The 25,445-nt window shown below is 45.5% G+C and carries 18 protein-coding genes; 14 read left to right on the plus strand and 4 right to left on the minus strand.

Going from position 1 to position 25,445, the window contains the following annotated elements; all coding sequences use genetic code 11:
* Positions 1-19 precede the first annotated feature (19 nt).
* Positions 20-604, minus strand: a complete 585-nt coding sequence (locus tag IS446_RS10615) for a WG repeat-containing protein (protein ID WP_203060522.1) — start codon at positions 602-604, stop codon at positions 20-22.
* A gap of 181 nt (positions 605-785) precedes the next feature.
* On the opposite strand from IS446_RS10615, the gene IS446_RS10620 reads away from it, so the two are divergent.
* The 3 genes from IS446_RS10620 (at position 786) to IS446_RS10630 (ending at position 3,487) form a co-directional block, all read left to right on the plus strand.
* On the plus strand, positions 786-1,907 hold the full coding sequence (locus IS446_RS10620) for a type 1 glutamine amidotransferase domain-containing protein (protein WP_203060524.1): 1,122 nt from the start codon (positions 786-788) through the stop codon (positions 1,905-1,907).
* An 87-nt stretch (positions 1,908-1,994) separates the two neighbouring features.
* Entirely contained in the window at positions 1,995-2,858 is an 864-nt protein-coding gene (locus IS446_RS10625; RefSeq protein WP_203060525.1) for an alpha/beta hydrolase, read from the plus strand.
* Positions 2,859-2,878: 20 nt separating this feature from the next.
* Positions 2,879-3,487, plus strand: coding sequence for a DUF4386 domain-containing protein (locus tag IS446_RS10630; protein WP_203060527.1), 609 nt, complete (start codon positions 2,879-2,881; stop codon positions 3,485-3,487).
* Between the two features lie 137 nt (positions 3,488-3,624).
* Here the strand turns inward: IS446_RS10630 and IS446_RS10635 are convergent, their stop codons facing one another.
* Positions 3,625-4,002 (minus strand): hypothetical protein, encoded by a 378-nt coding sequence (locus IS446_RS10635; protein ID WP_203060528.1) that lies wholly within the window; start codon positions 4,000-4,002, stop codon positions 3,625-3,627.
* Positions 4,003-4,012: 10 nt separating this feature from the next.
* A complete protein-coding gene (locus IS446_RS10640) occupies positions 4,013-4,354 on the minus strand; it encodes a hypothetical protein (RefSeq protein WP_203060530.1) in 342 nt (113 codons plus the stop codon).
* Positions 4,355-5,034: 680 nt separating this feature from the next.
* Here IS446_RS10640 and IS446_RS10645 point away from each other — a divergent pair.
* The 4 genes from IS446_RS10645 to IS446_RS10660 all read left to right on the plus strand — a co-directional run bounded on the left by IS446_RS10645 (position 5,035) and on the right by IS446_RS10660 (position 11,348).
* Positions 5,035-8,289: a SusC/RagA family TonB-linked outer membrane protein gene (locus IS446_RS10645; RefSeq protein WP_203060532.1), complete on the plus strand. Its 3,255-nt coding sequence runs from the start codon at positions 5,035-5,037 to the stop codon at positions 8,287-8,289.
* An 11-nt stretch (positions 8,290-8,300) separates the two neighbouring features.
* Complete coding sequence (locus IS446_RS10650; protein ID WP_203060533.1) at positions 8,301-9,809, plus strand: RagB/SusD family nutrient uptake outer membrane protein; 1,509 nt, start codon at positions 8,301-8,303, stop codon at positions 9,807-9,809.
* A 110-nt stretch (positions 9,810-9,919) separates the two neighbouring features.
* Entirely contained in the window at positions 9,920-10,825 is a 906-nt protein-coding gene (locus IS446_RS10655; protein ID WP_203060535.1) for a dihydrodipicolinate synthase family protein, read from the plus strand.
* Positions 10,826-10,892: 67 nt separating this feature from the next.
* The gene (locus IS446_RS10660; RefSeq protein ID WP_203060536.1) at positions 10,893-11,348 is read left to right on the plus strand and encodes a YhcH/YjgK/YiaL family protein; all 456 of its coding nucleotides are present in this window, start codon (positions 10,893-10,895) and stop codon (positions 11,346-11,348) included.
* On the opposite strand, the gene IS446_RS10665 is transcribed toward IS446_RS10660, so the two are convergent.
* Positions 11,338-12,057, minus strand: a complete 720-nt coding sequence (locus IS446_RS10665) for a FadR/GntR family transcriptional regulator (protein WP_203060538.1) — start codon at positions 12,055-12,057, stop codon at positions 11,338-11,340. The two genes, IS446_RS10660 and IS446_RS10665, sit on opposite strands and share 11 nt — an antisense overlap.
* Before the next feature lie 119 nt (positions 12,058-12,176).
* On the opposite strand from IS446_RS10665, the gene IS446_RS10670 reads away from it, so the two are divergent.
* From IS446_RS10670 to IS446_RS10700, 7 genes are all read left to right on the plus strand, one after another.
* On the plus strand, positions 12,177-13,340 hold the full coding sequence (locus IS446_RS10670; RefSeq protein WP_203060540.1) for an AGE family epimerase/isomerase: 1,164 nt from the start codon (positions 12,177-12,179) through the stop codon (positions 13,338-13,340).
* Positions 13,341-13,368: 28 nt separating this feature from the next.
* Positions 13,369-14,496, plus strand: a complete 1,128-nt coding sequence (locus IS446_RS10675; RefSeq protein ID WP_235996482.1) for a sialidase family protein — start codon at positions 13,369-13,371, stop codon at positions 14,494-14,496.
* Between the two features lie 8 nt (positions 14,497-14,504).
* Complete coding sequence (locus IS446_RS10680; protein ID WP_203060541.1) at positions 14,505-16,604, plus strand: family 20 glycosylhydrolase; 2,100 nt, start codon at positions 14,505-14,507, stop codon at positions 16,602-16,604.
* Complete coding sequence (locus IS446_RS10685; protein WP_203060543.1) at positions 16,591-18,705, plus strand: GDSL-type esterase/lipase family protein; 2,115 nt, start codon at positions 16,591-16,593, stop codon at positions 18,703-18,705. Before IS446_RS10680 ends, IS446_RS10685 begins: the two co-directional genes overlap by 14 nt.
* 1 nt (position 18,706) lies before the next feature.
* On the plus strand, positions 18,707-19,426 hold the full coding sequence (locus IS446_RS10690) for a GDSL-type esterase/lipase family protein (RefSeq protein WP_203060545.1): 720 nt from the start codon (positions 18,707-18,709) through the stop codon (positions 19,424-19,426).
* Between the two features lie 46 nt (positions 19,427-19,472).
* Positions 19,473-22,583 (plus strand): glycoside hydrolase family 2 TIM barrel-domain containing protein, encoded by a 3,111-nt coding sequence (locus IS446_RS10695; protein ID WP_203060546.1) that lies wholly within the window; start codon positions 19,473-19,475, stop codon positions 22,581-22,583.
* Between the two features lie 241 nt (positions 22,584-22,824).
* Positions 22,825-25,431: a sodium:solute symporter family transporter gene (locus IS446_RS10700; protein ID WP_203060548.1), complete on the plus strand. Its 2,607-nt coding sequence runs from the start codon at positions 22,825-22,827 to the stop codon at positions 25,429-25,431.
* Positions 25,432-25,445 lie beyond the last annotated feature (14 nt).

A 25,445-nucleotide genomic window follows, 5' to 3' on the forward strand; every position in this document is an offset into this window, starting at 1 on the left:
ATACTGGAGCTTACAGGGCTCAGAGTTTTGCTACCTTCCAGTTGCCGTTTGCTGTTTTAAAGGTGACGATACCCGGAGCAAGCATACGCGATACGATCTCCGGTTGCTTGTAGCGCTTGGCATCAAGGAGAATGCCTTTATGTGGGGTAAGATATTTTAATTCTTCTCCTTTGGTATTGATCAAAACCTCGTCAAAGTTACGGTCGATGATCTTTTTATTCAGGTACTGGTTGGTACCCTTTTCCTTTTCTTCCACCTTCAACGCAATGGCATACCCATCTGTAAAAGGGGTGGTGTTGAGGTATTGCGGTGCTATGACGGTATTTCCATCAGTGTCAATATAGCCGTAATATGCAATGCCATCTTCCATTTTATGTATGAGGCAGCGTCCGTCGGTAAATACCGGCGCCTCCTTATGCGCAACAAGATCGTCGCGAAGGTCGATCACCAGGTCACCGTTCGTGTCAATAAATCCCCATTTCCCGTCTTTTTGCACGGCAATGAGCCCGTCTGCAAGTTCTCCAACAGCTGTGTATTCGTTATCCTGAGCCTGAAGCGAAAACAGCATGAAGAACGATACTAAAAATATCAAGTGCTTTTTCATGGCTACGGTTTTTAAAAGTTATGCTTAAAGGTAGCTGAGAGGGTAAGAATATGAAATGACAGCGGTCAATTTCAATGGGTTATTGCTTTTAAAATGAGTTATTTAATAAAAGATTTGTGTTTGGGTGTTACAGTTAGCTGGTTCGATCGTGTTATTCACATAATCGATCAAAACACGAACTATGAAAAATGTGTGGTTTACACTATTGTTATTACTGCCGGCCTTAGCTTTTTTTCAAGATGAGGCGAAGCAGAAAAAAGTACTCATGGTACTAAGCAGTTACGGGAAAGATGAAGGGGCTACCCGACCCGGCTATGAATTTGATGAATTTTCACAGGCTTACCTTGTGTTCACTTCAAATAATTTTGAGGTAGATATTGCCAGTCCCTTGGGAGGGGCAGTAGAATCGGACCGGTACAATCCCGGGAAACCCTATAATAAGGCGATGCTTGAAAATGCGAAGTATGCAGAGCTGCCCAATAATACCCTGCGAACAGCAGATGTTGATCCCGATAAGTACGACGCCGTATATGTTGTAGGCGGTAAGGGCGCCATGTTCGACCTGCCTTATGATCCTTCACTTCAGGATATCATTCTGAACCTCTACAAGCGAGAGCAAACCGTGATCGCTGCGGTATGTCACGGGCCTGCAGTCTTTGCGAATGTGAAGAACGGGGAAGAGTTTATTATAAATGAGGTACGTTTGACAGGTTTCACCAACGAAGAGGAAGAGCTGTTCGGTAAAAAATGGGTGAAGGAATTTCCATTTAAGCTGGAAGATCACCTTAAAGCCAGGGGTGCTATATTCGAACAGGCCGATTTTATGTTGGCACATACAACGGTGTCCGGGAAATTCGTTACCGGGCAGAATCCGTTCTCCACACCGGCTTCAGCAGAGGCGGTGGTAAAGGCACTGGGAATGGAGCCTGTAGATAGAACACCATATCCGGATGAGAATGCCATGTATTTGGTAGAAGACATCCTGAATGACACGATCACTTTAGATGAGGCGAAAGGACGACTGGATGCCAATACTGATGCATTTGATATAGAACTCATGGCGGTATACGGGTATTACAGGATTCTTGCAGCGGGTGAGAACAAAGAAGCAATAGCTAAGGGGATCGATCTGATCAGGCTAACAACACCGTATTATTTCAATGAAAATTTACAACTCTTCCTGGCCAAGACCTATGTGAGCTTAGAAAAGCAGGATATGGCCATGCCGATATTGGAGGAACTGATCAAAAAGGACCTGTTGAAAGAACAGGCAGAGGAGGTATTGCAACAGGTCAAAAGCTAGCATATTGCTTAGCAATAAAATATACGGCAATCACAGTCTTCTTATGGAGAATCGAAATTTTTATAGGGAAAGTATTACTTTAAGTCCATGAATAAAAAAGAAATACTTTGTAAGAAGGCCTTGAAGTTACCGGGATTAAAAATAGCAGCTATACTGTTGGTGCTGATTGCTGTGAGTTGTCAAGGACCAGTGGATAAGAAGGAAGGGAAAGAGGCCTTGGAAGGTACTTTCCGGCTGCGGTCGGCTGTATTGAATGAAGAGAGAACCTGCCTCTTCAAACTTCCGGGATCTTATCGTGAAGACCCACATAAACGGTATCCTGTATTGATCCTGTTGGATGGGGGAGTGCATTACACGACCACCCTGAAGGCGTTGGATTCCCTGAACGCTACTGCAAAAGGCACCGGCCCTGAAATGATCGTGATCGCGATTGAGAACGTAGACCGGGAACGGGATTTTACGGTAACCAAGATCAAAACAAAGCGTGAGAATACCATGGGTGGGGGGAAGCGTTTTCTCGATTTTATCGAAAAAGAGCTTATCCCTATTGTCGACGAACAGTACCGAACAAAGCCGCAGCGCATATTTGTGGGACATTCGCTTGGCGGATTACTGGGGGTGAACGCTTTTATGGATGAGAAGCGCATTTTTGAAGGCTATATCTGTATGGATCCCAGTATTTGGTGGGATGAGGAGGTGTTGGAGGTAAAGGTGGCAGCGATCCATCCGGAAGCCTTTCGCAAAAAGCTTTATATCGCCACCGCCAACCAGGGGGAAGCTAAGAAGGGGAAGAATAAAGACCGCCATGAGATGCTATACCGATCAATGCAGGAGCAAAGTGCGTTTCCTTCAAATATCAAATGGCAGTATTTTCAAGAGGAAGATCACCGTTCGATACCTCGGGTGGCTATCTATGAAGGCCTCAAATTTTTATACCCTGAGCAACAATAGTTAATGCTTAAAAAAGAACCATGATAACAAGAGATCTTGCCATTATCGCAGGAGTTAGCTACCTCCTGATCTTTTTCCTGGCCGTATTTGCCAATTTCTTTGTCTTAGAGTCCTTACGCTCCTCACCTTTGGAAACTGTTGCGACTGCATCTACCACTGTGCGTTGGGGAATCATAGCCTTTTTGTTGGCCGCAGTTTTCGATGTGATCGTAGCCTGGGCATTAAAGGAAATGTATAAGGAACATGCGCTCACCGATCTGAGTACCTGGTTCAGGGTGATACATGCAGTGATCATGGGAGTGGGCGTATTTGCCCTTTTACCTGTCCTTGGGTCGGGCACTGCCGAAGAGATACTTGCCCAGGTGGAAACATTCAATACCATCTGGCTTATCGGACTCTTCTTTTTTGGAGTGCATCTCGTCTTGCTGGGGCAGATCCTCAAGAAGCCGGTTGTAATCGCTCTTTTTCTCATTCTGGCAGGGTTGGCCTATATAGGAGATACCCTTGCCAACTTTACCATGGCCGATTACGCCAACTATGCCGATGTGTTTTTAGCGATGGTAGCCATTCCCAGCGTTTTGGGAGAGGTGGCCTTTACCCTCTGGTTGTTGGTGAGAGGGGGAAAGTAGGTAGGCTGGTAGGGAAGTGGGGAAGTAGGGAAGTAGGGAAGTGGGGAAGTAGGGAAATGGGGAAGTAGGGAATAGTTGATAATGGGTTATGGTTTTCCCTCAAAATTCAAACCGCAAACTGCATCACTGCTAGCTGCTTACTGCTTATCGCAAACCAAATTAGGAATACCTGTAGACGGGTGGATGAACCTAATCGTTTTCTGCAGATGCCGTTTCTTTTTTGAAGATATGAGTTTTACCAGTTGCTGGAATTGCTCATCATTTTTTTTCAGCCATTGGAGTACCTCCTCACCCTGCGAAATGGATATGTAGTAGCTAAACGGGCGAACCACATTGTTCTCTGCCAGTGCGGCAAAAACCGGCACATAAAAGTACCACCAAAATCCGTCCTGATCCTTTTTGAGTTTACCCAGGATCTCAAAGAGATTTTTGTTGGTCTCTTCAAAACGCTCCAGGTCTGTCTTAGCTTTATTCTCTTCAAGGCCTTCGGTGGCTTTGAGCATAAATATCATCATTTCAGCAGCACTAAAAATCGCTGTCGCTTGCTACCGGAATACTTATATTGATCTTGGTAGGAGTGGTTTTAGAAACTCCCTGATCAAGGTAGCCTCTTAAGGTGGCATATTCTAATCCGGCACGTTCCGTATGGGGCTCGAGTAAGAGGAAATAGTACAGGGGTAGTTTGGCCTTTATCCTTAAATTCTTCGCATCCATGATCTTACTTAAGATGAGGTGGCTACTGGAATGTGAAGGATTGTTAGTGAAGGCATTTAAGGCAGAATCATAGGCTTTGTCCAGCAATCCAGAATTGAAACAGGCCATGGCATGATTGTATTGCGATGGCTTCCCTGTATTGTCCCTGATCATGGCGATCAATTCCTTGCGTGATATCTACTTGTATAGAATCGGTTTGACTGAAAAGGGATGTACTAATAAGAAAGAAAAGAAGTGAAAAACGTTGTGCGAAATGAAGCATAGCTAGTGAGTTGTAGGATATACGCTAATGATATAGGTAAAATCGTATAAAATTAGGATTATAGCATATCCAATAACATAGTCCTTCCCCTCTTGTCTATACCCTATGACCACAGGTTTAACCCTAGGGATCATATGCTTCACAAAGGAGTGAGCTGCCATATGTTGGGTTTGTTTGATCCTTTAACCGGTATGAAGCAACTGCCCGGGATGGTCTCGTTTCATTTTAACGCAGAAGATTCAGTGGCCTGTCCTTTTTATGTGGATATAATTTTCGGCATATACCTTCCATATTTTTCTTCGCTTTGGAGGAACGGATAAAGGTTTATTCAAAATAAAAATAACTCACCTGTAAATTATTTTAATCAGCTATAACGTTTTCGTAACCCTTGGGAATACTTAGTTTTTATGGGCAATAGCCTTATTTTTTCTGTAGTCTTTTTATGATTTATAAGAGGCTATTTTAAAAACTTTTAAGGAATTACAGTGGATATTTCGGAAAATTGCATTAAAATTGGATTATGTATAACATAATACGCAGTTAACTTTTTTAACCAACTAAATAACTATCTATGAAAAAAAGAGACTTTAATATCCCTTATGTGATATTAGTTTTGCTTTTTGCTCTCCCCATATGCAGTTTTGGGCAGGAAAAAGTAATTACAGGACAGGTGGTATCAGAAGGGGATAACCTTCCCTTACCGGGTGCTACGGTCTTCGTAAAGGGAACTCCGCGAGGAACCTCGACCGATTTCGATGGGAAATATTCGATTGTTGCAGAAACAGGCGAAGTGCTTGTTTTTTCTTTTGTCGGATTTACCAGTAAGGAGGTAACAGTTGCTTCAGAATCCGTGATCAACGTAACCTTAGGGTCAGATGTATCTGTTCTTAATGAGGTTGTGGTAACGGGTTATGGTTCCCAGAAGCGAACAACACTTACCACTTCGGTATCCAAACTGGATACGCAAATTCTCGAAACTTCTACACGTTCTAACGTTGCAACTTCCTTACAGGGTACGGTTGCGGGTTTACGTGTAACCAACACAACCGGACAACCGGGTGCTACGCCTAATATCGTACTTCGTGGAGGTACCAACTTCAGTGACAACGATTCACCATTGATCCTTATTGATGGAGTACCTTCTACATTCTACGCATTGAACCCCGATGATGTTGAGTCTATCGAGGTGTTAAAGGATGCGGCTGCAACGGCCATTTACGGTGCCAGAGCAGCGAACGGGGTGATCCTGGTAACCACCAAAACCGGTAAGGTTGGGAAATCTTCGATCAACTATAAGTACAGGTATAGTATTAACGAAGAGCGAAATGATCAGAAGTACCTCGGTGCGGCCGATCATATCAACTATAACCGTCAGGCTATTCAGTGGTTTAGAGAAGTTTCCGGTAATCCGGGTGCCTTTGGAGCGTTCTTAAACGGTGCTAACTCTGCAGGTACAGGGAATAACACGACTAATGACCCTTATACCACACAGCTTTTAACTCCGGAAAATCAGTATTTACTCGACCAACCGGGATGGGCTGGTATTCCTGATATCCTGGATCCTTCTCAAACCATTTTATTCTTTGATAACAAGGGGGTTGGAGATCGTATCTATCAGGATAGTGAGATCAAAGATCATTACCTGTCTTTTGACGGAGGTAATGAGAACGGAACCTATTACCTTGGTTTAGGTTTGTTGGATAACGATGGTCTTGTATTGGGATCAGGATTCAAAAGATACTCTGGGAAATTTAGTGGATCTTACAATGTTACCGATAATGTGAAGGTGAGCTCTAATATCCTATATTCACATTCGAACTTAAGCCTTAGTCCGCTTGGAGGTGACAATACCGTATTCAGAAGATTCCAGGGACAGGCTCCTACTTCAAGAACCTTTGATACCAATCCCGATGGTACGATGTCTGATCAGTACGCTGTGGGAACTAATGCCGGATTCGGTAACCCACTGTACTACCAGGATAAGTTCTTAAGAAAGAATCTGGAGCAGCGTTTAACCGCTTCTGTAGGATTGGATTGGAAGATACTCGACGACCTTTTATTTTCTGTAAATGCAAGTCACTTTACCGTAAACAACAGCAATGAAAGCTTTAACAAGGCGTTCAGAACAGGTAGTACTACCGGGCCATTGAATACGACCAGGAATGCCGGTGCGTCTCATAGCAGAACGTTAAGAGATCAGTTAACCGGAACCCTGAACTACTTTAAGAGTTTTGGGAAGCACAATATCAATGCATTGTTAGGGGCGGAATATTTCCACGATAACGGATTTAGCCTTTCTGCAGCGACGAGAAACTCACCAACCGATCTTATTCCTACGTTGAATGCCGGTGCAGAGGCAGACGGGGTTCCATCGTCTTCTGAATCAGAATACAAGATCGTGTCTACTTTCGGAAGATTCCTGTACGATTACGATGGAAAGTACCTGGTAGGATTTACCTTCAGAAGGGACGGGTCTTCAAGATTAGGAAATGAGAAGTTCGGATTCTTCCCCGGGGTATCTTTGGGATGGAACGCACATAAAGAAGAATTCTTTATGAATTCATCCCTAAGCAATGTGATCTCCAACTTAAAGCCAAGGTTCAGTTATGGGGTTAACGGTAACCAGGGTGTTTTGAGTAACTATGGCGTATTTGGTTCTTACGGGGAGCAAGGAATTTACAATGGAGAAACCGGTTATGCCAGTTCTGCGTTACCTACCCTTGACCTGGTTTGGGAGAAGTCTACTACCTTCAATGCCGGTTTGGATCTGTCATTGTTCAATAGCAGACTCTCCCTGATCACCGATGTGTATTCGAGAGATATCAAGGATAAGATCGCCAGTCAGCAGTTGCCGTACTATACCGGTTTCAGTTCGATCCTAACCAATAACGGAACTCTGAGAAATAAGGGTATCGAACTGCAGTTGAATGCGGATATCATCAGAAATAAAGACTGGAACTGGAACTTTGGAGCCACTTTTACTTCGAACAGAAACTATGTAGTGAGTCTGCCTGAAAACGACAACGAGCTAAACAGACAAGGAGGAACTCAGATCTGGAATCCGGAAACCGGACAAGAAGAATGGGTTGGAGGATTACAAGAAGGTCAGCGTTTTGGAGGCGACCTGGTAGTAGCTTTTATCCAGGATAAGATCTACGAAACCCAGGAAGAGGCAGATGCAGATAATTTTATTACCGACGAGTATGCTCCTGCTGCCAGCCGTAACCAACGATGGGCCGGAGACGTAAAATGGGTAGACCAGAATGGTGACGGGGTGATCAACAGCCTTGACCGTAAGGTGATCGGTAGAACAACTCCTGATTTTGTGGGTGGATTTACCTCTAGCCTTAGCTATAAGAATTTTAACCTTTTCGTGAAGACCGACTTCGCTACAGGGCATTTGGTATGGAACCATATCCGCGCTAAAGGTTACGGACAAACACAAGGTAACCTGGCACAACCTATTGAAGTGCTGGATTCGTGGACTCCTGATAATACAGTGACCGACTGGCCACGTTTTGTATTTGTTAACGGATCGAAGAACGTATGGAGAGGGAATGAAGGTTCCAGTAGCTTGCAAAACTTCGGTAATGCACAGTTCTGGGAAAAAGGAGATTACCTGGCGTTGAGAGAAGTTACTTTGAGCTATAATGTGCCTACAAGGTATTTTGACGATGCGATCAAGAACTTGAGCATTTACCTCACCGGAACGAACCTGCATTATTTCAAGAGTGTGAGTGGAGATACACCTGAAGTTGGAGGAGTACAGTACGGACAGTTCCCTATGCCGATCACATTCACCATGGGTCTTAACGTAACATTTTAAAAATTAAATCGATGAAAAAGTACATTTATTTCATAATTGCTTTAATGACATTTACTGCTTGTGAAAGTGAATTGGAACTTACTAGTCCGAGTCAGCTCACAGCAGCAGGATTTTGGGATACTGAAGAAGGAGCAAAAGCCGCTCATACCGGTTTGTATGCAAACCTGAGATCCAGTGCCGGGACCTTTTGGTCGCTGGGAGAGATACGAAGTGACATCTGGGGAGGGAGAACCTATGAGTCTCCTGCCAGCGTTAACCTGATCGAATCGAATATTACCGTTTCTACAGCTCCTTACGGAGGATGGGCAGGACTTTATACCAATATTCACAGGGTGAACGATTTTATCAAGAATGTGCCAAACATTTCCTTTGTTGATGATGCTGAAAAGTCACAACTATTAGGGCAGGCATTCGGACTCAGAGCCTGGTATTATTATACCCTGATCAAAACCTGGGGAGATGTGCCGATCATTTTGGAGCCATTGGCTTCTGTGGATGCCGACGGACTGAGTATGCCACGTGCACCACAAGCCGATGTTATGGCGCAGATCAAAGCAGATCTGGAAACCTCCCTGACCTATTTTGGGTCGAATGACGGATTTTACAGAGGACAAAAGATCTACTGGTCTAAGGCTGCTACCCTGGCGTTAAAAGGAGATGCTTACCTCTGGTCCGGGAATGTCCTCGGTGGAGGTAGTGCCGATTTTAATGAGGCAAAAGCTGCTCTTGAACAAATCGGATCCCTTGGGATAGCGCTCGCACCATCAATCCCTGAGCTTTGGAGTGTAGCCAATGAAGAAAATAGTGAGTTTATCTTTGCCATTCAGTACAAGCAGGATGAAGCTTCAAATTTCTATAACAGCTTTACCGGAAGAAGTACCGAGATCAATCCGCAATTCAACGACGCCGGAGAATCCATGATCGATTTTGTGATCAATGGTGCTAACCGTTACGGACAGTCAGAGAAGACCATTTTATTACTGGATGATAATGACGATGCCAGAAAAGATGGCACCTTTATCAGATTGTATATCGATGATAACGGGGGGGCTGGGTATCCAACATATAACGAACCTGCATATTTTGGTTCGATCTTCAAAAAGTTCCTCGGTCGGGTAGACGGTTCAGAGCGTATCTTCGAAAATGATGTACCACTTTACCGCTATGCCGATGTGTTACTCATGATCGCTGAGGCAAAGAACTACCTGGGAGAAGATCCTTCTGCTGAGATCAACCAGATCCGTGAGCGTGCGTATGGTGAAAACTATGATCCTGCTGTTCACGCGTATACCAATGGTTCTGAAGAAGAAAATACCGTTGCCATCCTTGATGAAAGATATAAAGAGTTTATCGGGGAAGGTAAGCGTTGGTGGGATCTTCGCAGAGCCGGAGACAACTACGTTATCGACAATATTGTATTCCTGAATCCTGGAGATGAGTACAAGCTGCTTCTCCCGATCACAGAAGATATGATCGGAAGGAATCCGCTGCTTGAGCAGACTCCAGGTTATACCAATTAAGTTCTTGATTTATTTTAATTGAGTTGGTGTCAATTTGAGGGGAGTGGAGAGCTCTGTTCCCCTCTTTGATTGACGCCGTAACCCTGCTGTAAAGCAACATTAGCATAGAAATGAAATTAGAGAATTTAATTGCCGCAACCTACGCACCCATGCACCAGGATGGTTCCCTGAATACCGGGATCATTGTGGATTATGCTGAATACTTGATTGGCAATAAGGTCTCCGGGGTTTTTATGAACGGGTCTACGGGCGATTTTGTCTCCCTGACCACCGAGGAGCGTAAGGCCATTACCACCGCTTGGGCACAGTGCAAGAGCGACAGGTTGTACCTCATCGATCATGTGGGAGATCCCAGTGTGAAGGTGGCTAAAGAATTGGCAGCGCATGCGGCCGATAAGGTCGACGCCATTTCGGTATTGGCACCCTATTATTTCAGGTTGAACAGTATAGAGAAGTTAGTGGCTTATTGTAAGGAAGTTGCTGCGGCTGCTCCTAATTTGCCATTCTACTATTACCACATCCCGGTATTAAGTGGGGCAGAACTTAATATGCGCGAATTCCTGGAGATCGCTCCAAAGGAAATTCCTACCTTCGAAGGGATCAAGTTTACCAATAACAACCTGATCGATTACCTGCACTCCATGAATTTTGAAGGAGGTAAATACAACATCCTTTTTGGGTTTGACGAAGTATTCTTATCCAGTTTACCGCTGGGAGCAAAGGGGTGGGTAGGAAGTACCTATAATCACATCCCTTCACTTTACTACAAGATCAAATCCCTCTTCGAAGCAGGGAACATGGAAGAGGCAGCACAGCTGCAAACCAAAGCCATTCGCTTTGTTGAGATCCTCAACAGTAAGGGCGGATTTAACGGAGTGGCCAAAGGGTTTATGAAAACCTATGGTATAAATTGCGGACCCAGCAGGTTCCCGCATGCGACCGTTGGAGAAGACGTCTATAAGGACATTCATAAAGAACTTGAAGACATCGGCTTGTCCGAGTATTTAGGTAAATAGTCAAATAGTTAGTGTAAAAAAACCGGGTAATGATATTACCTGGTTTTTTTATAAAAAAAATGTAAAGATGATCATAGATAAAATAGAGAACAGTGGTAAACATAAGGGCCTTCATAGCAACCTGGATATGGCTCTTGAACATTTAAATTCAATGAATTTTGAGAGCCTGGTTTCCGGGGCCTATGGTATTCATGGCGATGATGTGTACATGATCGTAAAAGAGGGGAAGACAAGGAAAATTGAGCAATCTGAAGCGTTGCTGGAAGCGCATCGTCAATATATTGATCTGCACTATGTGATCGAAGGTACAGAGCAAATAGGGGTAGCGCCCTTAAATGGAGGGGCTCCTGTGAAGGCTTATGATGAAAAGGATGACTACGCCTTGTTTAAAGCGTCTTATGAAGTGGTTACTCTTGAGTCCGGTATGTTCGCAATTTTATATCCGGAAGATCTTCACTTGCCCGAAATTACGATGGATGCTGTCTCTGAGCTTAAGAAGATCGTGATAAAGGTTAGGATCTAGTATTTTCGAGGGCCTTCGCGAAATGGGGTTCAAGGTGGTTGGAAAGCCCTTTGCGGAATGCCTTGATGTTGTCCTGCTTCAGGTAATTGAGCAATTCCCGGTGGGTGGTGAATTTTTTGGAGTACTGGTACGACTCCGCATCCGGTAACTTGTGTTCCTGTACATATTGAAATACCGGTAATAGTAAATTTTGGAAGCGAAGTAGGGTAGTATTGCCACACATCTCGTAGAGCTTTCCGTGAAAGGCGACCTCACTTTCCAGTTCAAAGAATGTGGAATCGTCGTTGTTGGCTTCCATAAGGTCAACGATCTCTTCCAGCTCTTCAAGATCTTTTTCTGTTTTTCTGGCGAATAACAGATCGACCATGCCCATTTCCAGGATCAGGCGGAGTTCATAGATATCTTTCAAAGTTTGATCCCCGAGTAGGTTGGTTTCAATGACCTTTTCAAAATTCTCAATGAAGTCGGGATGCGAAAGCACCATCCCTTTGTGTTTTTTGGACTCTATGATCCCGATGGTACGCAGTCGTGATAAAGCCTCACGTACCACAGTACGGCTTACTCCTAAAGCCTCGGCGAATTGTAATTCTTTCGGGATGGCGTCACCCACTTCAAGATTGTTTTCCTTGATGTAATCGGTAATACGCATTTCAACCTTATCTACAAGACTAAGATTCTTAAGAGGTGTTATGTTTAGGTCCTTTTTCATCAGAATTTATTTATATCGTGGGTTAAATTAATAAAATTTATTCATTAGTTTTGGTAATATGTATAACATAATGCAAAAATAGAATCTTTCTTTATAAAAGTAACCTTAGAACCGTAAAAATGAGCTACAGCGAGCGCTATAAAAATACTTTGTTGAATGATATTATTCCTTTTTGGGAGAAAAATTCTTTAGATAAGGAGTATGGCGGGTACTTTACCTGTTTGGATCATAAGGGTAGGGTATTCGACAAGGACAAATTCCTTTGGCTTCAGGGCCGGCAGGCATGGTTGTTTTCCATGTTGTACAATAAGGTCGAGAAGAATCCGAAATGGCTTGATATTGCCAAAAGCGGAATCGATTTTTTGAGGGAATACGGTATGGATGAACAGGGGAACTTCTATTTCTCGGTCACGAGGACAGGTGAGCCTCTGGTCAAGGCCTATAACATCTTTTCAGATTGTTTTGCGGCCATGGCTTTTAGTCAGTATGCGATCGCTGCCAATGACGAAGAGGCTAAGGAGCTTGCGAGAAAGACATATTTTAATATTCTTTCGAGAAAGGATAATCCCAAAGGGCCCTATGAAAAGAATACGGGAATACGCCCTTTACAAGGGTTTTCATTGCCCATGATCTTGTCGAATTTGGTGTTGGAGTTGGAAGATATCCTGTTGCCGGAAGAGGTGGATAGTACCATCGATTATAGCGTTAAACAGGTTATGGAAGTTTTTCTGGATAAGGAAAGCGGATTAATATTTGAGAATGTGCTCCCCGACGGGAGTCATGACGACAGTTTTAACGGCAGGTTGTTGAATCCCGGACATGGGATCGAAGCCATGTGGTTCATGATCGATATCGGCGTTCGCAAGAACGACCGCGTCCTCATCGATAAGGCCGCAGAAACCATATTGAATATTCTTGATTACAGTTGGGATAAGCAATATGGAGGCATCTTTTACTTTTTGGATGCCAAAGGCTTTCCTCCGCAGCAATTGGAATGGGATCAAAAGCTCTGGTGGGTGCATTTGGAAACGTTGGTGGCCTTGGCCAAGGCCTGGGAACATACCGGGAATCCGGAGGTTAAAAAATGGTATGAGAAAGTACATGAATACGCCTGGTCACATTTTTCAGATCCCGAAAACGGAGAGTGGTTTGGTTATCTGAACCGGCGGGGAGAAGTCCTGTTGAACCTTAAAGGGGGTAAATGGAAAGGGTGTTTCCATGTGCCAAGGGCCATGTATCAGTGTTGGCGTTCCTTCGAGAAAATTGAAGCAAAAACAAAATAATACTCCTAAACTTAAAGCATTGAATAAGATGATTAAAAAGCGTTTAGCCTTATTGGCTTTGTTGGCCTTAGGTTCCTGTGGAACTCAGGTAAAAGATGTTGAGCCTGTAAAAGAGATCGAGGCTCCTGAGTTTATTACCCTGTTTGAAAAAGGCATGGAAGAGGGGGTTGATTGTTACCGTATCCCTGCAATTGTCACTGCACCGAATGGTGATCTTGTGGCTGCTATCGATCAACGGGTACCCAATTGCGGAGATCTGAAGTGGAGTGGGAACATCAACATTATTGTTAGAAGAAGTGAAGACAATGGAAGTACATGGTCTGATATTGAGATGGTGGTTGATTTTCCTGAAGGTCGATCAGCATCCGACCCTTCCATGGTCGTTGATCGCGAAACGGGTGAGATCTTTATGTTTTATAATTATATGAATCTGGAAACAGAGCGTGATGTGTATTATTTACATGTGGTAAAGAGTTCCGATAACGGGAAAACATGGTCTGAACCTGTTGATATCACTTCCCAAATTTCAAAACCGGAATGGCATACCGACTTTAAGTTCATCACTTCCGGTCGCGGTATTCAAACGCGTGACGGGAAATTGCTGCATACACTGGTGAATCTTAAAAACGGTTTGCATGTTTTTGGTAGCGACGATCATGGAAAGTCGTGGTATTTGCTCGATGCGCCCATCATGCCTGCCGATGAGTCTAAACTTGTTGAGCTTGCAGATGGTACCCTCATGATCAATGCCAGGGTCAATGGTGCCGGGATGCGATTCGTACATACTTCAAATGATGGAGGAAAGTCCTGGACAACCGAAGAAGCGCCCTATCTCACCGACCCGGGGTGTAATGCGAGTATTATTCGCTATACATCTATAGAGGATGGAGATGATAAGAATCGCTTGCTCTTTTCCAATGCCAGTTCAAGTAATGGTCGGGTAAATATGACGGTGCGCGTAAGTTATGATGAAGGCAAGACCTGGGGTATGGGGAAAACGATCTATCCTGAATCTTCTGCCTATTCTTCATTAACGATCCTGGAGAATGGCGATATTGGTTTGTTCTTCGAAAAGGATGGACATACCAGAAATGATTTTGTCCGTTTTTCATTGAACTGGTTAACAGACGGGAAGGATACCTATTCTAAAAAGTGATCGTTACCATGAAGTGTTCTGTAAGCGACGGTTTGCGTGTTCGTTGGGGTCTGTTTTCCTTGTTCTTCTTGCTTGTCTTGTTCTTTCTGGTTACCGGGTGTTCGGTAACAACCCCCGATTCCGGTCTGGAAAAGGCGTATCCTGTTATTCCAACACCCCAGCAGGCGGTCTATAGCGAAGAGGAATTGTTCTTTGATTCCTTTATGCTTGATGCAGGAGGTTTCCAAAAGGAGGGGGCGCAACTGGAGGCGTTCTTTCAGCAGCAAAACCTTACTCCTTCTAACGGTGGCATGAAGATCGAATTGCGCCAAAAAGAAGGGGTCGCTAACGGAAATAAGGAAGGCTACGAGCTTACCATTGATGAAAGGGTTCGAATCACCGCAGCCACTTCGCAAGGGGCATTTTATGGAATACAAACCCTGAAACAGCTCTTTCGGTCTAAGCAGGGAAAAGGAGTTTTACCACAGATCGCCATTACCGATTGGCCGGCTTTTGCCGTTCGCGGATTCATGCATGATACCGGACGAAATTTCCAGTCCCTCGACCTGCTTAAAGAGCAGCTGGAGCTCATGGCTTTGTACAAATACAATGTGTTTCACTGGCATTTGACCGATAATCCGGGGTGGAGACTTGAGAGTAAAAGGTACCCGGAGCTCCAATCTCCTGAGGCTACTTCCAGAAAAAAAGGTAAATTCTACTCACATGAAGATTTTAAGGAGGTCCTGGCTTACTGCAAAGCGCGCCATATCACCGTGATCCCGGAATTGGATATTCCGGGGCATACCGAGGCATTCAGAAAGGCCTTTGGATTCGAGAATATGACTCACCCCCGTGTGAAGCCTGTTTTACTGGATCTGTTTGCAGAACTTATGAGCCTGGCCGATCCTGAAGAGATGCCCTTTGTTCATATTGGCACCGACGAGGTGAAAATGGGAAAAGAGCAGGTGGCTGAAGATGTGATCCTGGATATCATGAACCTCATAAAAGATGATGGCCGAGAAGTGGTGGTATGGAAACAGGGGATTACCATTCCCCGGGATTCCACCTCCATAAGTCAGCTTTGGGCGTCACATCCGCCCAGGGAAGGACATCGGTTTATTGATTCGAGAAGCAATTATGTAAATCATCTGGACCCTTTTGCGGGAATGTCCCGTCTGTACTTTCAGCAACCCTGCCGTCAGCCGGTGGGTGATGAAGTAGCTCTTGGAGGTATCTTATGTGCCTGGCCCGATAATGCCATAGGCCCGGAAAGGGATGTGCTAAAACAGAATCCGGTTTATCCGTCCATGTTGTTCTATGCCGATGCGATCTGGAAAGGAAGGCAGGAAGATAAGCCTGAATTTTGGGCGCAACTTCCAAATCCTTCGACCCCTGAGTTCGCCTCCTTTGAAGCTTTCGAAGAAAAGGTGTTGGTACACAGGGATCACTTTTTTAAGGATAAGGAATTTCCTTATATCAAACAAACAGGTACCCGATGGAAGGTTATCGGACCGTTCGATCACGGGGGTGATGTGCAGGGTTACTTTCCTGTTGAAGAAATTATAGATGAGGAATATACGGTAGATCGTGAAACCTATCGCTGGAAAGACTCCATTGTTGGGGCTACGATACATCTGAAGCACTTTTTCGGTTTTCCTGCCCTTACAGAAAAAAAGGAAGGTACCTATTATGCCTACACCAATGTTTATGCTCCCGAAGACAGGGTTCAGGATTTCTGGATCGGTTTTCAGGGTTGGTCCCGGTCCGGCAGGCGGGGTGGGCCGACACCAGATTTAGGGCAATGGCATACCACCAACCCTAAAGTATGGGTAAATGGCAAGGAGATCGAACCCCCGGTATGGAAACAACCCAATTTAGGCGCTGATACCGGTGAGATCCCCTTCGTGGATGAAGATTACTTTTACAGGGAGCCCACCAAAGTTCCGCTCAAAAAAGGTTGGAATACCGTCTTGCTGAAAATACCCCATGGAGGCACTTCATGGAAGTGGATGTTTACCTGTATCCCTGTAAGTGTAGATGGTGAAAATGTTAAGGAGGTAACAGATCTGCAGTTTAATACGAGGCTGAAGCCAACGAAAACCGATAAGCAGACCGATGGTAGCAAATAAAAACAAGAGTATCGTAGATGTCGCAGTTGGCATAATGCTTACATGGCTGGTTTGGGTGCTAATAGGGGTCGGAACGATCTCAAGCGCTTTTGCCCAAAAAGTGAAGGTAGCCTGTGTGGGGAATAGTGTAACCTATGGCTATGGCATTGAGAACAGGGAAGAGTTTAGTTACCCTGCCCAACTGCAAAAGATGCTTGGAGCAGATTATGAGGTAGGTAATTTTGGATACTCCGGGGCAACCATGCTTAAAAACGGACATAAACCTTACTGGGAGAAGGAGGTTTTTGAAGCGTCGAAAGCTTTTGATCCGGATATCGTGGTAATTCATTTAGGTCTCAACGATCAGGGCAATAACAACTGGCCGGAGCATAAAGAGGAGTTTGTAGGTGATTACCTGGAGATGATCGGGCAATACAGGGCTTTGCCATCACAGCCAAAGGTGTTCATCTGCAGGATGACCCCGACCTTTTCAGGCCACCACTGGTTCGAAGAAGGGATGCGGGAGAACTTTATAGAGATCCAGGCGAAGATCGAAGCGGTAGCAGCAGCAGCAGCAGGGGTAGGGCTAATCGACCTGCATGACCCCTTATACCGCTATCCTGAGTACTTTCCGGATCAGTTGCACCCCACCAGAAAAGGGGCAGCTGTGATCGCCCAAAAGGTGTACTCGGCCATTACCGGGGATCACGGGGAATTAAAAGTATCAAAACTTTACGGAGAGCAAATGGTGTTGCAACGCCACGAGCCCATCAGGATATCCGGAACCGCAAGTCCTGATGATATGGTCACTGTGGCATTCAATGGATCTAAGGGTTCTGCCACACCACAGCCAAATGGAACCTGGGAGGTGGTATTTCCTGCCATGGAAGCCGGAGGCCCTTATACCTTGAGCATCAGTTCTGAGCATTCAGAAGCTATTGTTTTTAAAGAGGTATATGTGGGCGAGGTCTGGCTGGCCTCGGGACAGTCCAATATGGATTTTAAAATGCATCAGATGGCTTCAGCCGAAACGGTGTTGCGGGATTCAATTAACGACCAGGTATTTGTGCATTCCATGGATCCCAAGGTGTTAAAATCGGGAGTCTTCTCTAAGGAAGATCTCGCCCTGTGTAATGCTGCCGATTATTTTGAATATTCGGGGTGGACCAACAACGCCCCCGAGGTGCTAAAGAATTTTTCGGCCGTGGCCTATGCCTATGCCTATAACCTGCAAAAGGAGTTGCAGGTACCCGTAGGCGTGATCTGTAATGCTGTAGGAGGGGCTCCCACCCAGGCGTTTATTAGCAGGGAACGTATGGAGACCGCCCATGAGACCATAAGTATGTTGAACGACAGCTGGATGAACCCACTTACAGATTCCTGGGTTGCACAGCGCAAATCGGAGAATTTTAACGGTGATAAGTACTTAAAGAACAGGCATCCTTACGATCCCACCTTTTTATTCGATGCCGGAGTTTATCCACTTACTGGCTATAATTTTAAGGGAGTGATCTGGTACCAGGGGGAGTCTAACGCAGAGCATACTGAGCTGCATTCAAGATTGTTCAGGATGCTGCTTGATGATTGGCGCAGTCACTTTAATGATCCTGAAATGCCGTGGTATTTTGTACAGCTAAGCAGTATAGAGCGGCCGCATTGGGGGACTTTTCGTGATTCCCAGCGCAAACTTGCCGCACTCAGCCATAGCGGGATGGCAGTTTCTTCTGATGTCGGGCACCCCACCGATGTACATCCAAAGCAAAAATGGATCGTAGGATCACGCCTGGCCCGTGTGGTTCTGGCAAATACTTATAACTTTACGATGGAGTTCTCCGGACCTTTATTCGATTTTGTGAACGTTATCGGTGACCGGCTCGAAGTACATTTTACCCATGCTAATGGCTTAAGTACAACAGACGGTCAACCGGTAAAGGATATCTATATCGCCGGGAGTGATAAGGTGTTTGTGGAGGCGGAGGCCTCGATCAAAAACAATACCCTGATCTTAAAGGCTGATGGAATCGAACACCCCAGGTATGTGCGTTATGGTTATAGCTCCTTTACCCATGGAAACTTAACCAACGATTCGGGGTTACCAGCATCCACTTTTTCAAATGAATAGCATGAATATTGCAATACCTATCAAAAACCGGATACACCTTCTCGCAGTGATCTGTTCTTTACTGATCCCTTTTTTGGGCAATGCTCAGAAGGAAACAGTAAGTGGAGTTGCCCGGGAAGTACAAAAAAACTATTCCGACCATTACTACCAACGTCTTGAATTGTTTCAAGGTGAAGATGTTGCTCCGGGAGCGATCGTCTTTTTAGGGAACAGTATTACCGAAGGCGGGAATTGGAAGGCTCTGTTCCCGAAAAGACCTGTGGTCAACCGCGGGATCAGTGGCGATGTTACCGATGGGATCCTGAACCGCATCGGCGAAGTCACCGCCTTACAACCCGATAAGATTTTCCTGCTGGTCGGTACCAACGACCTGGCACGTGGAAAGCGTGTGGAATACGTCGTTTCGGGTGTAAAAGCCATTGTGGAAGCCCTTCAGCAAGCATCAGCAGATACCCGAATATACGTGCAGAGCATATTACCGGTAAACCCTATGGTTGGCGATCGGTTTAGTGGTCATAAGGCCAATTCCCAAAAGATCCTTGAAGCCAACGCTCGCCTGGAACAACTCGCAAAAGCCATGGCAGTAGAATTCATCGATCTGCATAAAGCCATGCGCGATCGCAAGGGGTATTTAAAAGCAGGGTATACCTACGACGGACTCCATCTTAGTGAAGCCGGGTATGTTCGCTGGAAGCAGGTGGTGAAAAAACAGTTGAAATAATTAAGAAAACAATCAAAACGAATACTATACCTAAATCTTTCAAAATTTGAGAAATTCATTTATACGTTTGATCAGCTTTGTGGGCTGTCTCAGCAGCCTGGCCGTAACCGCCCAGACCCTGGATCCGGTACTGGAAAACCCGGATGTAGTACAGATCAATAAGCTGCCGGCCCGTTCCAGCTTTTTTCCGTACCGTTCTGCAAAACTGGCGCAGGCCAATGAGCTGGACAAAGCAGAAAATTACCTGTTATTGAACGGACAGTGGCAGTTTAATTACAGTGAGTCTCCTGAAGAAAGGCCTGTTGATTTCTATAAGAACGATTACGATACCTCGGGATGGAATTCGATTAAAGTTCCGGGAAACTGGGAGGTGGAAGGCTTCGGGGTTCCGATCTATGTGAACCAGCCCTTTGAATTCCAGAACGGACTGAACAATCCGCCGGATATCCCCGATGGCCATAATCCGGTAGGATCATACAAGCGCACCTTCGAACTTCCCGAGTCCTGGAGTGGCGATGCTGTGTATATTCACCTTGGCGCCGTAAAATCGGCCTTTTATATCTGGATCAATGGAGAGCAGGTGGGGTACAGCCAGGGGTCTAAGCTGCCGGCAGAATTCGATATTACCGACTTCGTAAAGCCGGGACAGAATACCCTGGCACTTGAGGTGTACCGATGGAGTGACGGAAGTTTCCTCGAATGTCAGGATTTCTGGAGGATCTCAGGAATCGAACGCGATGTGTATCTCTACGCCAGGCCTAAGGTGCAGCTCGCAGATTATTGGGCCAATGCCGGACTCGTCAATGCCTATGCCGATGGAGACCTGCAGCTTACCGTAGATGTAAAAAGTCTGCAGGAGAAAAAGCAAAAAGGATCTGTTTCTGTTCGCCTTTCCAAAGATGGCGAAGAGGTCTATGCCGGTTCTTCAGCCTATGAATTGTCAGAAGAAACAACGACATCCCTTGCTTTTACTACCCTTGTAGAAGGGGTGAGAGCCTGGTCTGCAGAGCAACCGACTCTTTATAACCTGAATATCGAAGTTAAAGACAAGAAAGGGAATGTGCTGGAAGCCATTTCAAGAAAGGTGGGCTTCAGAACCACCGAGATCAGGGACGGCCAGTATTTTCTTAACGGTAAGCCCATCCTCTTTAAGGGGGTAAACCGTCATGAGCACGATCCGGAAACAGGGCACGTGATCTCTAAGGAAGATATGCTTAAAGATGTTAAGCTGTTCAAGGAGTTCAATGTGAATGCCGTGCGTACCTGCCACTATCCTAACGATCCGTATTTCTACGAGTTATGTGACGAGTACGGGATCTATGTGATCGATGAGGCCAATATCGAGTCTCATGGTATGGGGTATGCCCTGCACAGAACCCTGGGGAACGATCCTGCCTGGTTAAAAGCACATATAGAGCGAACAGAACGTATGGTGATTCGCGATAAGAACCACCCTTCGGTGATCATCTGGTCATTGGGTAACGAAGCCGGGAACGGATACAATTTCTACAAGACTTATCTAAGGACTAAAGAATTGGACCCTACGCGTCCGGTGCAATACGAAAGAGCAGGACTGGAGTGGAATTCCGACCTCTATGTTCCCATGTATGCGAGTCCGAAATACGTAGAAGAATACGCTCAAAATGACGACTTCGATAAGCCTTTGGTGCAGTGTGAATACGCCCATGCCATGGGGAATAGTATGGGAGGATTTAAAGAGTACTGGGACCTTTATGAAAAGTACGATAAGTTGCAGGGCGGATTCATCTGGGATTTCGTAGACCAGGGCCTTAAGACGCTGAAGAACGGAAGAGAGATCTATGCCTATGGGGGTGATTTCGGACCGGAAGGTACGCCCAGTGATAATAACTTTTTGAATAACGGACTCGTACAACCGGACAGAACCCCGAATCCGCATTTCTACGAGGTGAAATACGTGCACCAGAATGTGAAGTTCTACAGCAAGGAATTAGCTGAAGGAAAAGTAACCCTAAAGAACTGGTATTTCTTCAGAGATCTTTCAAACTATACCCTGAACTGGGAGGTGCTTGAAGATGGAAAGGTAGTGGAAAACGGAACCATGAGCGATATAACCACTGTGCCACAGCAGGAACGCGAGCTGACCATTCCATTTAAAACGCAACTGAAACCGGGATCGGAATACTTCCTGAATCTTTCGGTGCAATTGAAGGAAGAAGAGCCTTTGCTGGAGGCTGGTTATACCATAGCCTACGAGCAATTCGAATTGAAACCGGCCGAGTTTGTAGCACCTTCAGCAGGATCAAATGCACTGAGGTATAACACCAAAGGCGATGTGATCAAAGTAACGGGGCCTGCCGTAGCATTGGAATTTGATAAGGCTTCAGGGGCACTTACGCGTTATGCTTATAACGAAAAAGACCTGATCACCGCCGGCCCGGAGGTGAATTTCTGGCGAGCACCTAACGACAATGATTACGGTGCCCAGACGCAGAAGCGTTACAAGGTGTGGAAGCATGCCGGGAAAGAAGGAGAAGTGAAGATCGATATTGAAAAGGTCAATGCCGCTACCGTTAAGGTAGTGGTGGAGCGAACGCTACTGGAAGGCGACGCCAAAGTGGTGATGACCTACACGATCTATGGCAATGGGGCGGTTAAGGTAGATAACCAACTGCGGGCGATCAAAGGATCGCACCCGAACCTGTTCCGTTTTGGAAACCGAATGGTGCTTCCTGAAAGCTATAAGCGACTGTCCTTCTATGGTAAGGGGCCATACGAGGCTTATGCCGATCGTCAGCATGCGGCTAAAGTGGGCATCTACAAGCAGACCGTAGCAGAACAGTACTTCCCGTATATACGTCCGCAGGAAACCGGAAATAAGCTGGAGGTACGCTGGATGGAGATCACCGGAGAAGATGGAACGGGATTGCGTTTTGCAAGTGATACACCTTTCCATTTCTCTGCCCTGAATTACACCCAGGAAGACCTGGATTCGGGCGATGAAAAAGGACAGAAGCACGCCGGGGAACTGGATGCAAGACCGGAGGTGTATTTGAATATCGATGGGTATCAGCAAGGTGTGGCAAGTATTAACAGCTGGGGGGCACTACCACTGGAGCCATATGTGCTGCCTTTTAAAGATTACGCCTTTTCCTACTGGATGTTGCCTGTGGAATAATCAAACAGGCTGAGAGAACGATATAAGCACATAAAAAAAGACCTTGAGCAATTAAGGTCTTTTTTTTATATCGTGGATTCAGAAATTTCCTAAAACATATTTATGTATGACATAATACATATTGTCAGATTTTCCTTAAATTAGCCCGACAACACACGTACAAAACTACGATATTTTACAAGTATTCCGGCTTTTTAAGAAGTGTTGCCCATTTAACACCAGGAACGTTTAAAAGTAAAACATGAAGAAGATCTATTCGCTGTTTATCTTACTCTTGCTATTAGCAAATGGTTTCACCGCAATTGCGCAGGATGAAACCAAGGTTAAAGTACATCACTTGCCGGAGTTGCCGGCTACGGAATCTGGGGAGCCTTCTCTGGGATTTGCCGGTATGATGGGAGGTCCTGTCAATGAGGTGATCATTGCTGCCGGTGGTGCCAATTTTCCGGAGGGATTACCATGGGAAGGTGGCCGAAAAGTATGGAGCAGCGATATCTATGTATTGGCAAATGGGCAATGGGAGCGTTCGCAAACATCATTGCCAATGCCTTTGGCCTACACTGCTTCGGTAACCCTGGATGAAGGTATCTTGTGTATCGGGGGAAATAATAGTGAACTGGTAAGTGATAAGGTATTTCTACTGTCCTATGAATCAGATAACAATGAGGTGCGCATTACCGATTATCCGTCTTTACCCGAGCCATTGGCGTTTTCTGCAGCGGTGGTTGATGATGACTATGTCTATGTAGTTGGGGGAAAGAATGCGGAGGGTTCAACAAATGCCTTTTATCGTTTACACCTGGAAGGGGAAAAGCAATGGGAAAAACTGGAAGGGTTTCCCGGCTCGCGAAGAGCCTTGCACACCATGGCCGTACAGGAGACCTCGGGAAGCAGAAAGCTTTTTGTTTTTGGAGGCCGTGATGAGATTGCGGGAAAAAAATCTACACCTTTAAGTTCCTTCCTTTCCTATGATCTTAAAGAGGGTACCTGGAAGAAAGAAGGAAATATAGCCATAGATGGAGCGTCCCGCGTATTAATGGGGGCTTCGGCACAGACCATGGGCTCCATGCATGTGGTGGTTTACGGAGGTTCGGATGAAGTGATCTTCAACGAACTCGAACATATTGGTTTATCCCTGGCCGAAACAGAAAATGATACCCTTCGCACAGCACTGATCAACAGGAGAGACTCCTTACTGAATACTCATCCCGGATTTTCCAAAGAGGTCCTTGCTTATAATACCATTACTGGACAGTGGTTTGCCTATGACGAGCTGGAGCAGAAGATCCCTGTAACGGCCCTTGGTTTTACCCATGATGATGCTTATGTCATGGTTTCCGGAGAAATATCACCCGGAATCAGGACGCCGAAGGTTAGTCGTATTACTATCGGGGAACAGGGGCACGCCTTTGGCGTGGTGAATTACAGCGTACTGGCCTTGTACCTCTTGATCTCGGTACTTATAGGATTGTATTTTGCGCGAAAGCAAAAGTCTACCGACGATTTCTTCGTGGGGGGTGGGCGCATCCCATGGTGGGCTTCCGGGCTCAGTGTTTTCGGTACCCTGCTTAGTGCCATTACCTTTATGGCCATTCCGGCGAAAGCATTTATCACCGACTGGTCGTTCTTCTTTTTGAACATTGCCGCCATTCTCATTACCCCGGTGATCGCCTTTGTGTTTATTCCGTTCTTTAATAAACTTAAGATCAGGACAGCATACGAGTACCTGGAAGACCGCTTTAATTACGGGGCGCGTGCCTTTGGTAGTTTGTCGTTCATTATTTTCCAGTTAGGGCGTATCGGGATCGTATTGTTGTTACCATCCCTGGCCATTTCGATCGTAACTGGTATTCCCGTAGAGATCAGTATCCTGATCATGGGATTACTTTGTATGTTCTACACCACTTTTGGAGGTATTGAAGCGGTGATATGGACCGATGTGATGCAGGTGGTCGTCCTAATGGGCGGAAGCATCCTGGCCATAGTCGGAATACTCATGTACACCGAGTCTTCGTTTACCGAGATGGTGCATTATGCGGCTTCAAAAGATAAGTTCAATTTGATGAACCTGGACTTTAATTTTAACGATTCCACTTTTTGGGTGGTGTTGATCGGCGGACTCGCTTCGGCTATGGTTACCCAGGGTACCGATCAGACCATTGTGCAGCGTTACCTCACCAGTACAAGCATTAAAGATTCCAGGAAAACCTTGTATACCAATGCGGTATTGACCCTTCCGGCTACGATAATCTTCTTCGGAATAGGGACCCTGTTGTTTATATTTTATACCGAAATGCCTGAGAAATTATCGCCGGCTATTTCCAATAATGACTCCATATTTCCATGGTATATCGTGAGGGAGTTGCCTATCGGGATCTCGGGGCTATTGATCGCAGGGATCTTCTCTGCGGCCATGTCCAGTATAAGCAGTAGCCTGAATTCGGTTTCTACGGCCTATTGCAACGATTTTCATATGCACTTTAAGCCTGAGATCAGTGATAAGAACCTGTTAAGAACGGCCAAGGTGGTGACCTTATTAACAGGGGTGATCGGGATCGTATTTGCCCTGTGGATGGCCAATTCGAATATCAAATCGCTGTGGGATCAGTTCTATCGTTTCTTAGGATTGTTTACCGGCGGACTTGGAGGAATGTTCCTTCTCGGAATGCTTACCAAAAGGGCTAATGGAACTGGTACCTTGATCGGACTCGCACTAAGTGCAGGATTAACCTGGTACGTTAGTGCCTATACCGATATCAGCTTTTTGATGTATTCCTTTATCGGAGTGGTTTCCTGTTTTGTTTTCGGATATTTGTTTAGCCTGGTGTTCAGGTCGGCACAGGCATAAGAGCGCACCGGGCA

This window comes from Robertkochia sediminum (assembly GCF_016786255.1).
GTDB classification, from domain to species: Bacteria; Bacteroidota; Bacteroidia; order Flavobacteriales; family Flavobacteriaceae; genus Robertkochia; species Robertkochia sediminum.

Excerpts from the sequence above, each read along its gene's own strand:
- IS446_RS10615 (WP_203060522.1), bottom strand. The coding sequence starts at position 604 with ATGAAAAAGCACTTGATATTTTTAGTATCGTTCTTCATGCTGTTTTCG.
- IS446_RS10620 (WP_203060524.1), top strand. The coding sequence starts at position 786 with ATGAAAAATGTGTGGTTTACACTATTGTTATTACTGCCGGCCTTAGCT.
- IS446_RS10625 (WP_203060525.1), top strand. The coding sequence starts at position 1,995 with ATGAATAAAAAAGAAATACTTTGTAAGAAGGCCTTGAAGTTACCGGGA.
- IS446_RS10630 (WP_203060527.1), top strand. The coding sequence starts at position 2,879 with ATGATAACAAGAGATCTTGCCATTATCGCAGGAGTTAGCTACCTCCTG.
- IS446_RS10635 (WP_203060528.1), bottom strand. The coding sequence starts at position 4,002 with ATGATGATATTTATGCTCAAAGCCACCGAAGGCCTTGAAGAGAATAAA.
- IS446_RS10640 (WP_203060530.1), bottom strand. The coding sequence starts at position 4,354 with ATGATCAGGGACAATACAGGGAAGCCATCGCAATACAATCATGCCATG.
- IS446_RS10645 (WP_203060532.1), top strand. The coding sequence starts at position 5,035 with ATGAAAAAAAGAGACTTTAATATCCCTTATGTGATATTAGTTTTGCTT.
- IS446_RS10650 (WP_203060533.1), top strand. The coding sequence starts at position 8,301 with ATGAAAAAGTACATTTATTTCATAATTGCTTTAATGACATTTACTGCT.
- IS446_RS10655 (WP_203060535.1), top strand. The coding sequence starts at position 9,920 with ATGAAATTAGAGAATTTAATTGCCGCAACCTACGCACCCATGCACCAG.
- IS446_RS10660 (WP_203060536.1), top strand. The coding sequence starts at position 10,893 with ATGATCATAGATAAAATAGAGAACAGTGGTAAACATAAGGGCCTTCAT.
- IS446_RS10665 (WP_203060538.1), bottom strand. The coding sequence starts at position 12,057 with ATGAAAAAGGACCTAAACATAACACCTCTTAAGAATCTTAGTCTTGTA.
- IS446_RS10670 (WP_203060540.1), top strand. The coding sequence starts at position 12,177 with ATGAGCTACAGCGAGCGCTATAAAAATACTTTGTTGAATGATATTATT.
- IS446_RS10675 (WP_235996482.1), top strand. The coding sequence starts at position 13,369 with ATGATTAAAAAGCGTTTAGCCTTATTGGCTTTGTTGGCCTTAGGTTCC.
- IS446_RS10680 (WP_203060541.1), top strand. The coding sequence starts at position 14,505 with ATGAAGTGTTCTGTAAGCGACGGTTTGCGTGTTCGTTGGGGTCTGTTT.
- IS446_RS10685 (WP_203060543.1), top strand. The coding sequence starts at position 16,591 with ATGGTAGCAAATAAAAACAAGAGTATCGTAGATGTCGCAGTTGGCATA.
- IS446_RS10690 (WP_203060545.1), top strand. The coding sequence starts at position 18,707 with ATGAATATTGCAATACCTATCAAAAACCGGATACACCTTCTCGCAGTG.
- IS446_RS10700 (WP_203060548.1), top strand. The coding sequence starts at position 22,825 with ATGAAGAAGATCTATTCGCTGTTTATCTTACTCTTGCTATTAGCAAAT.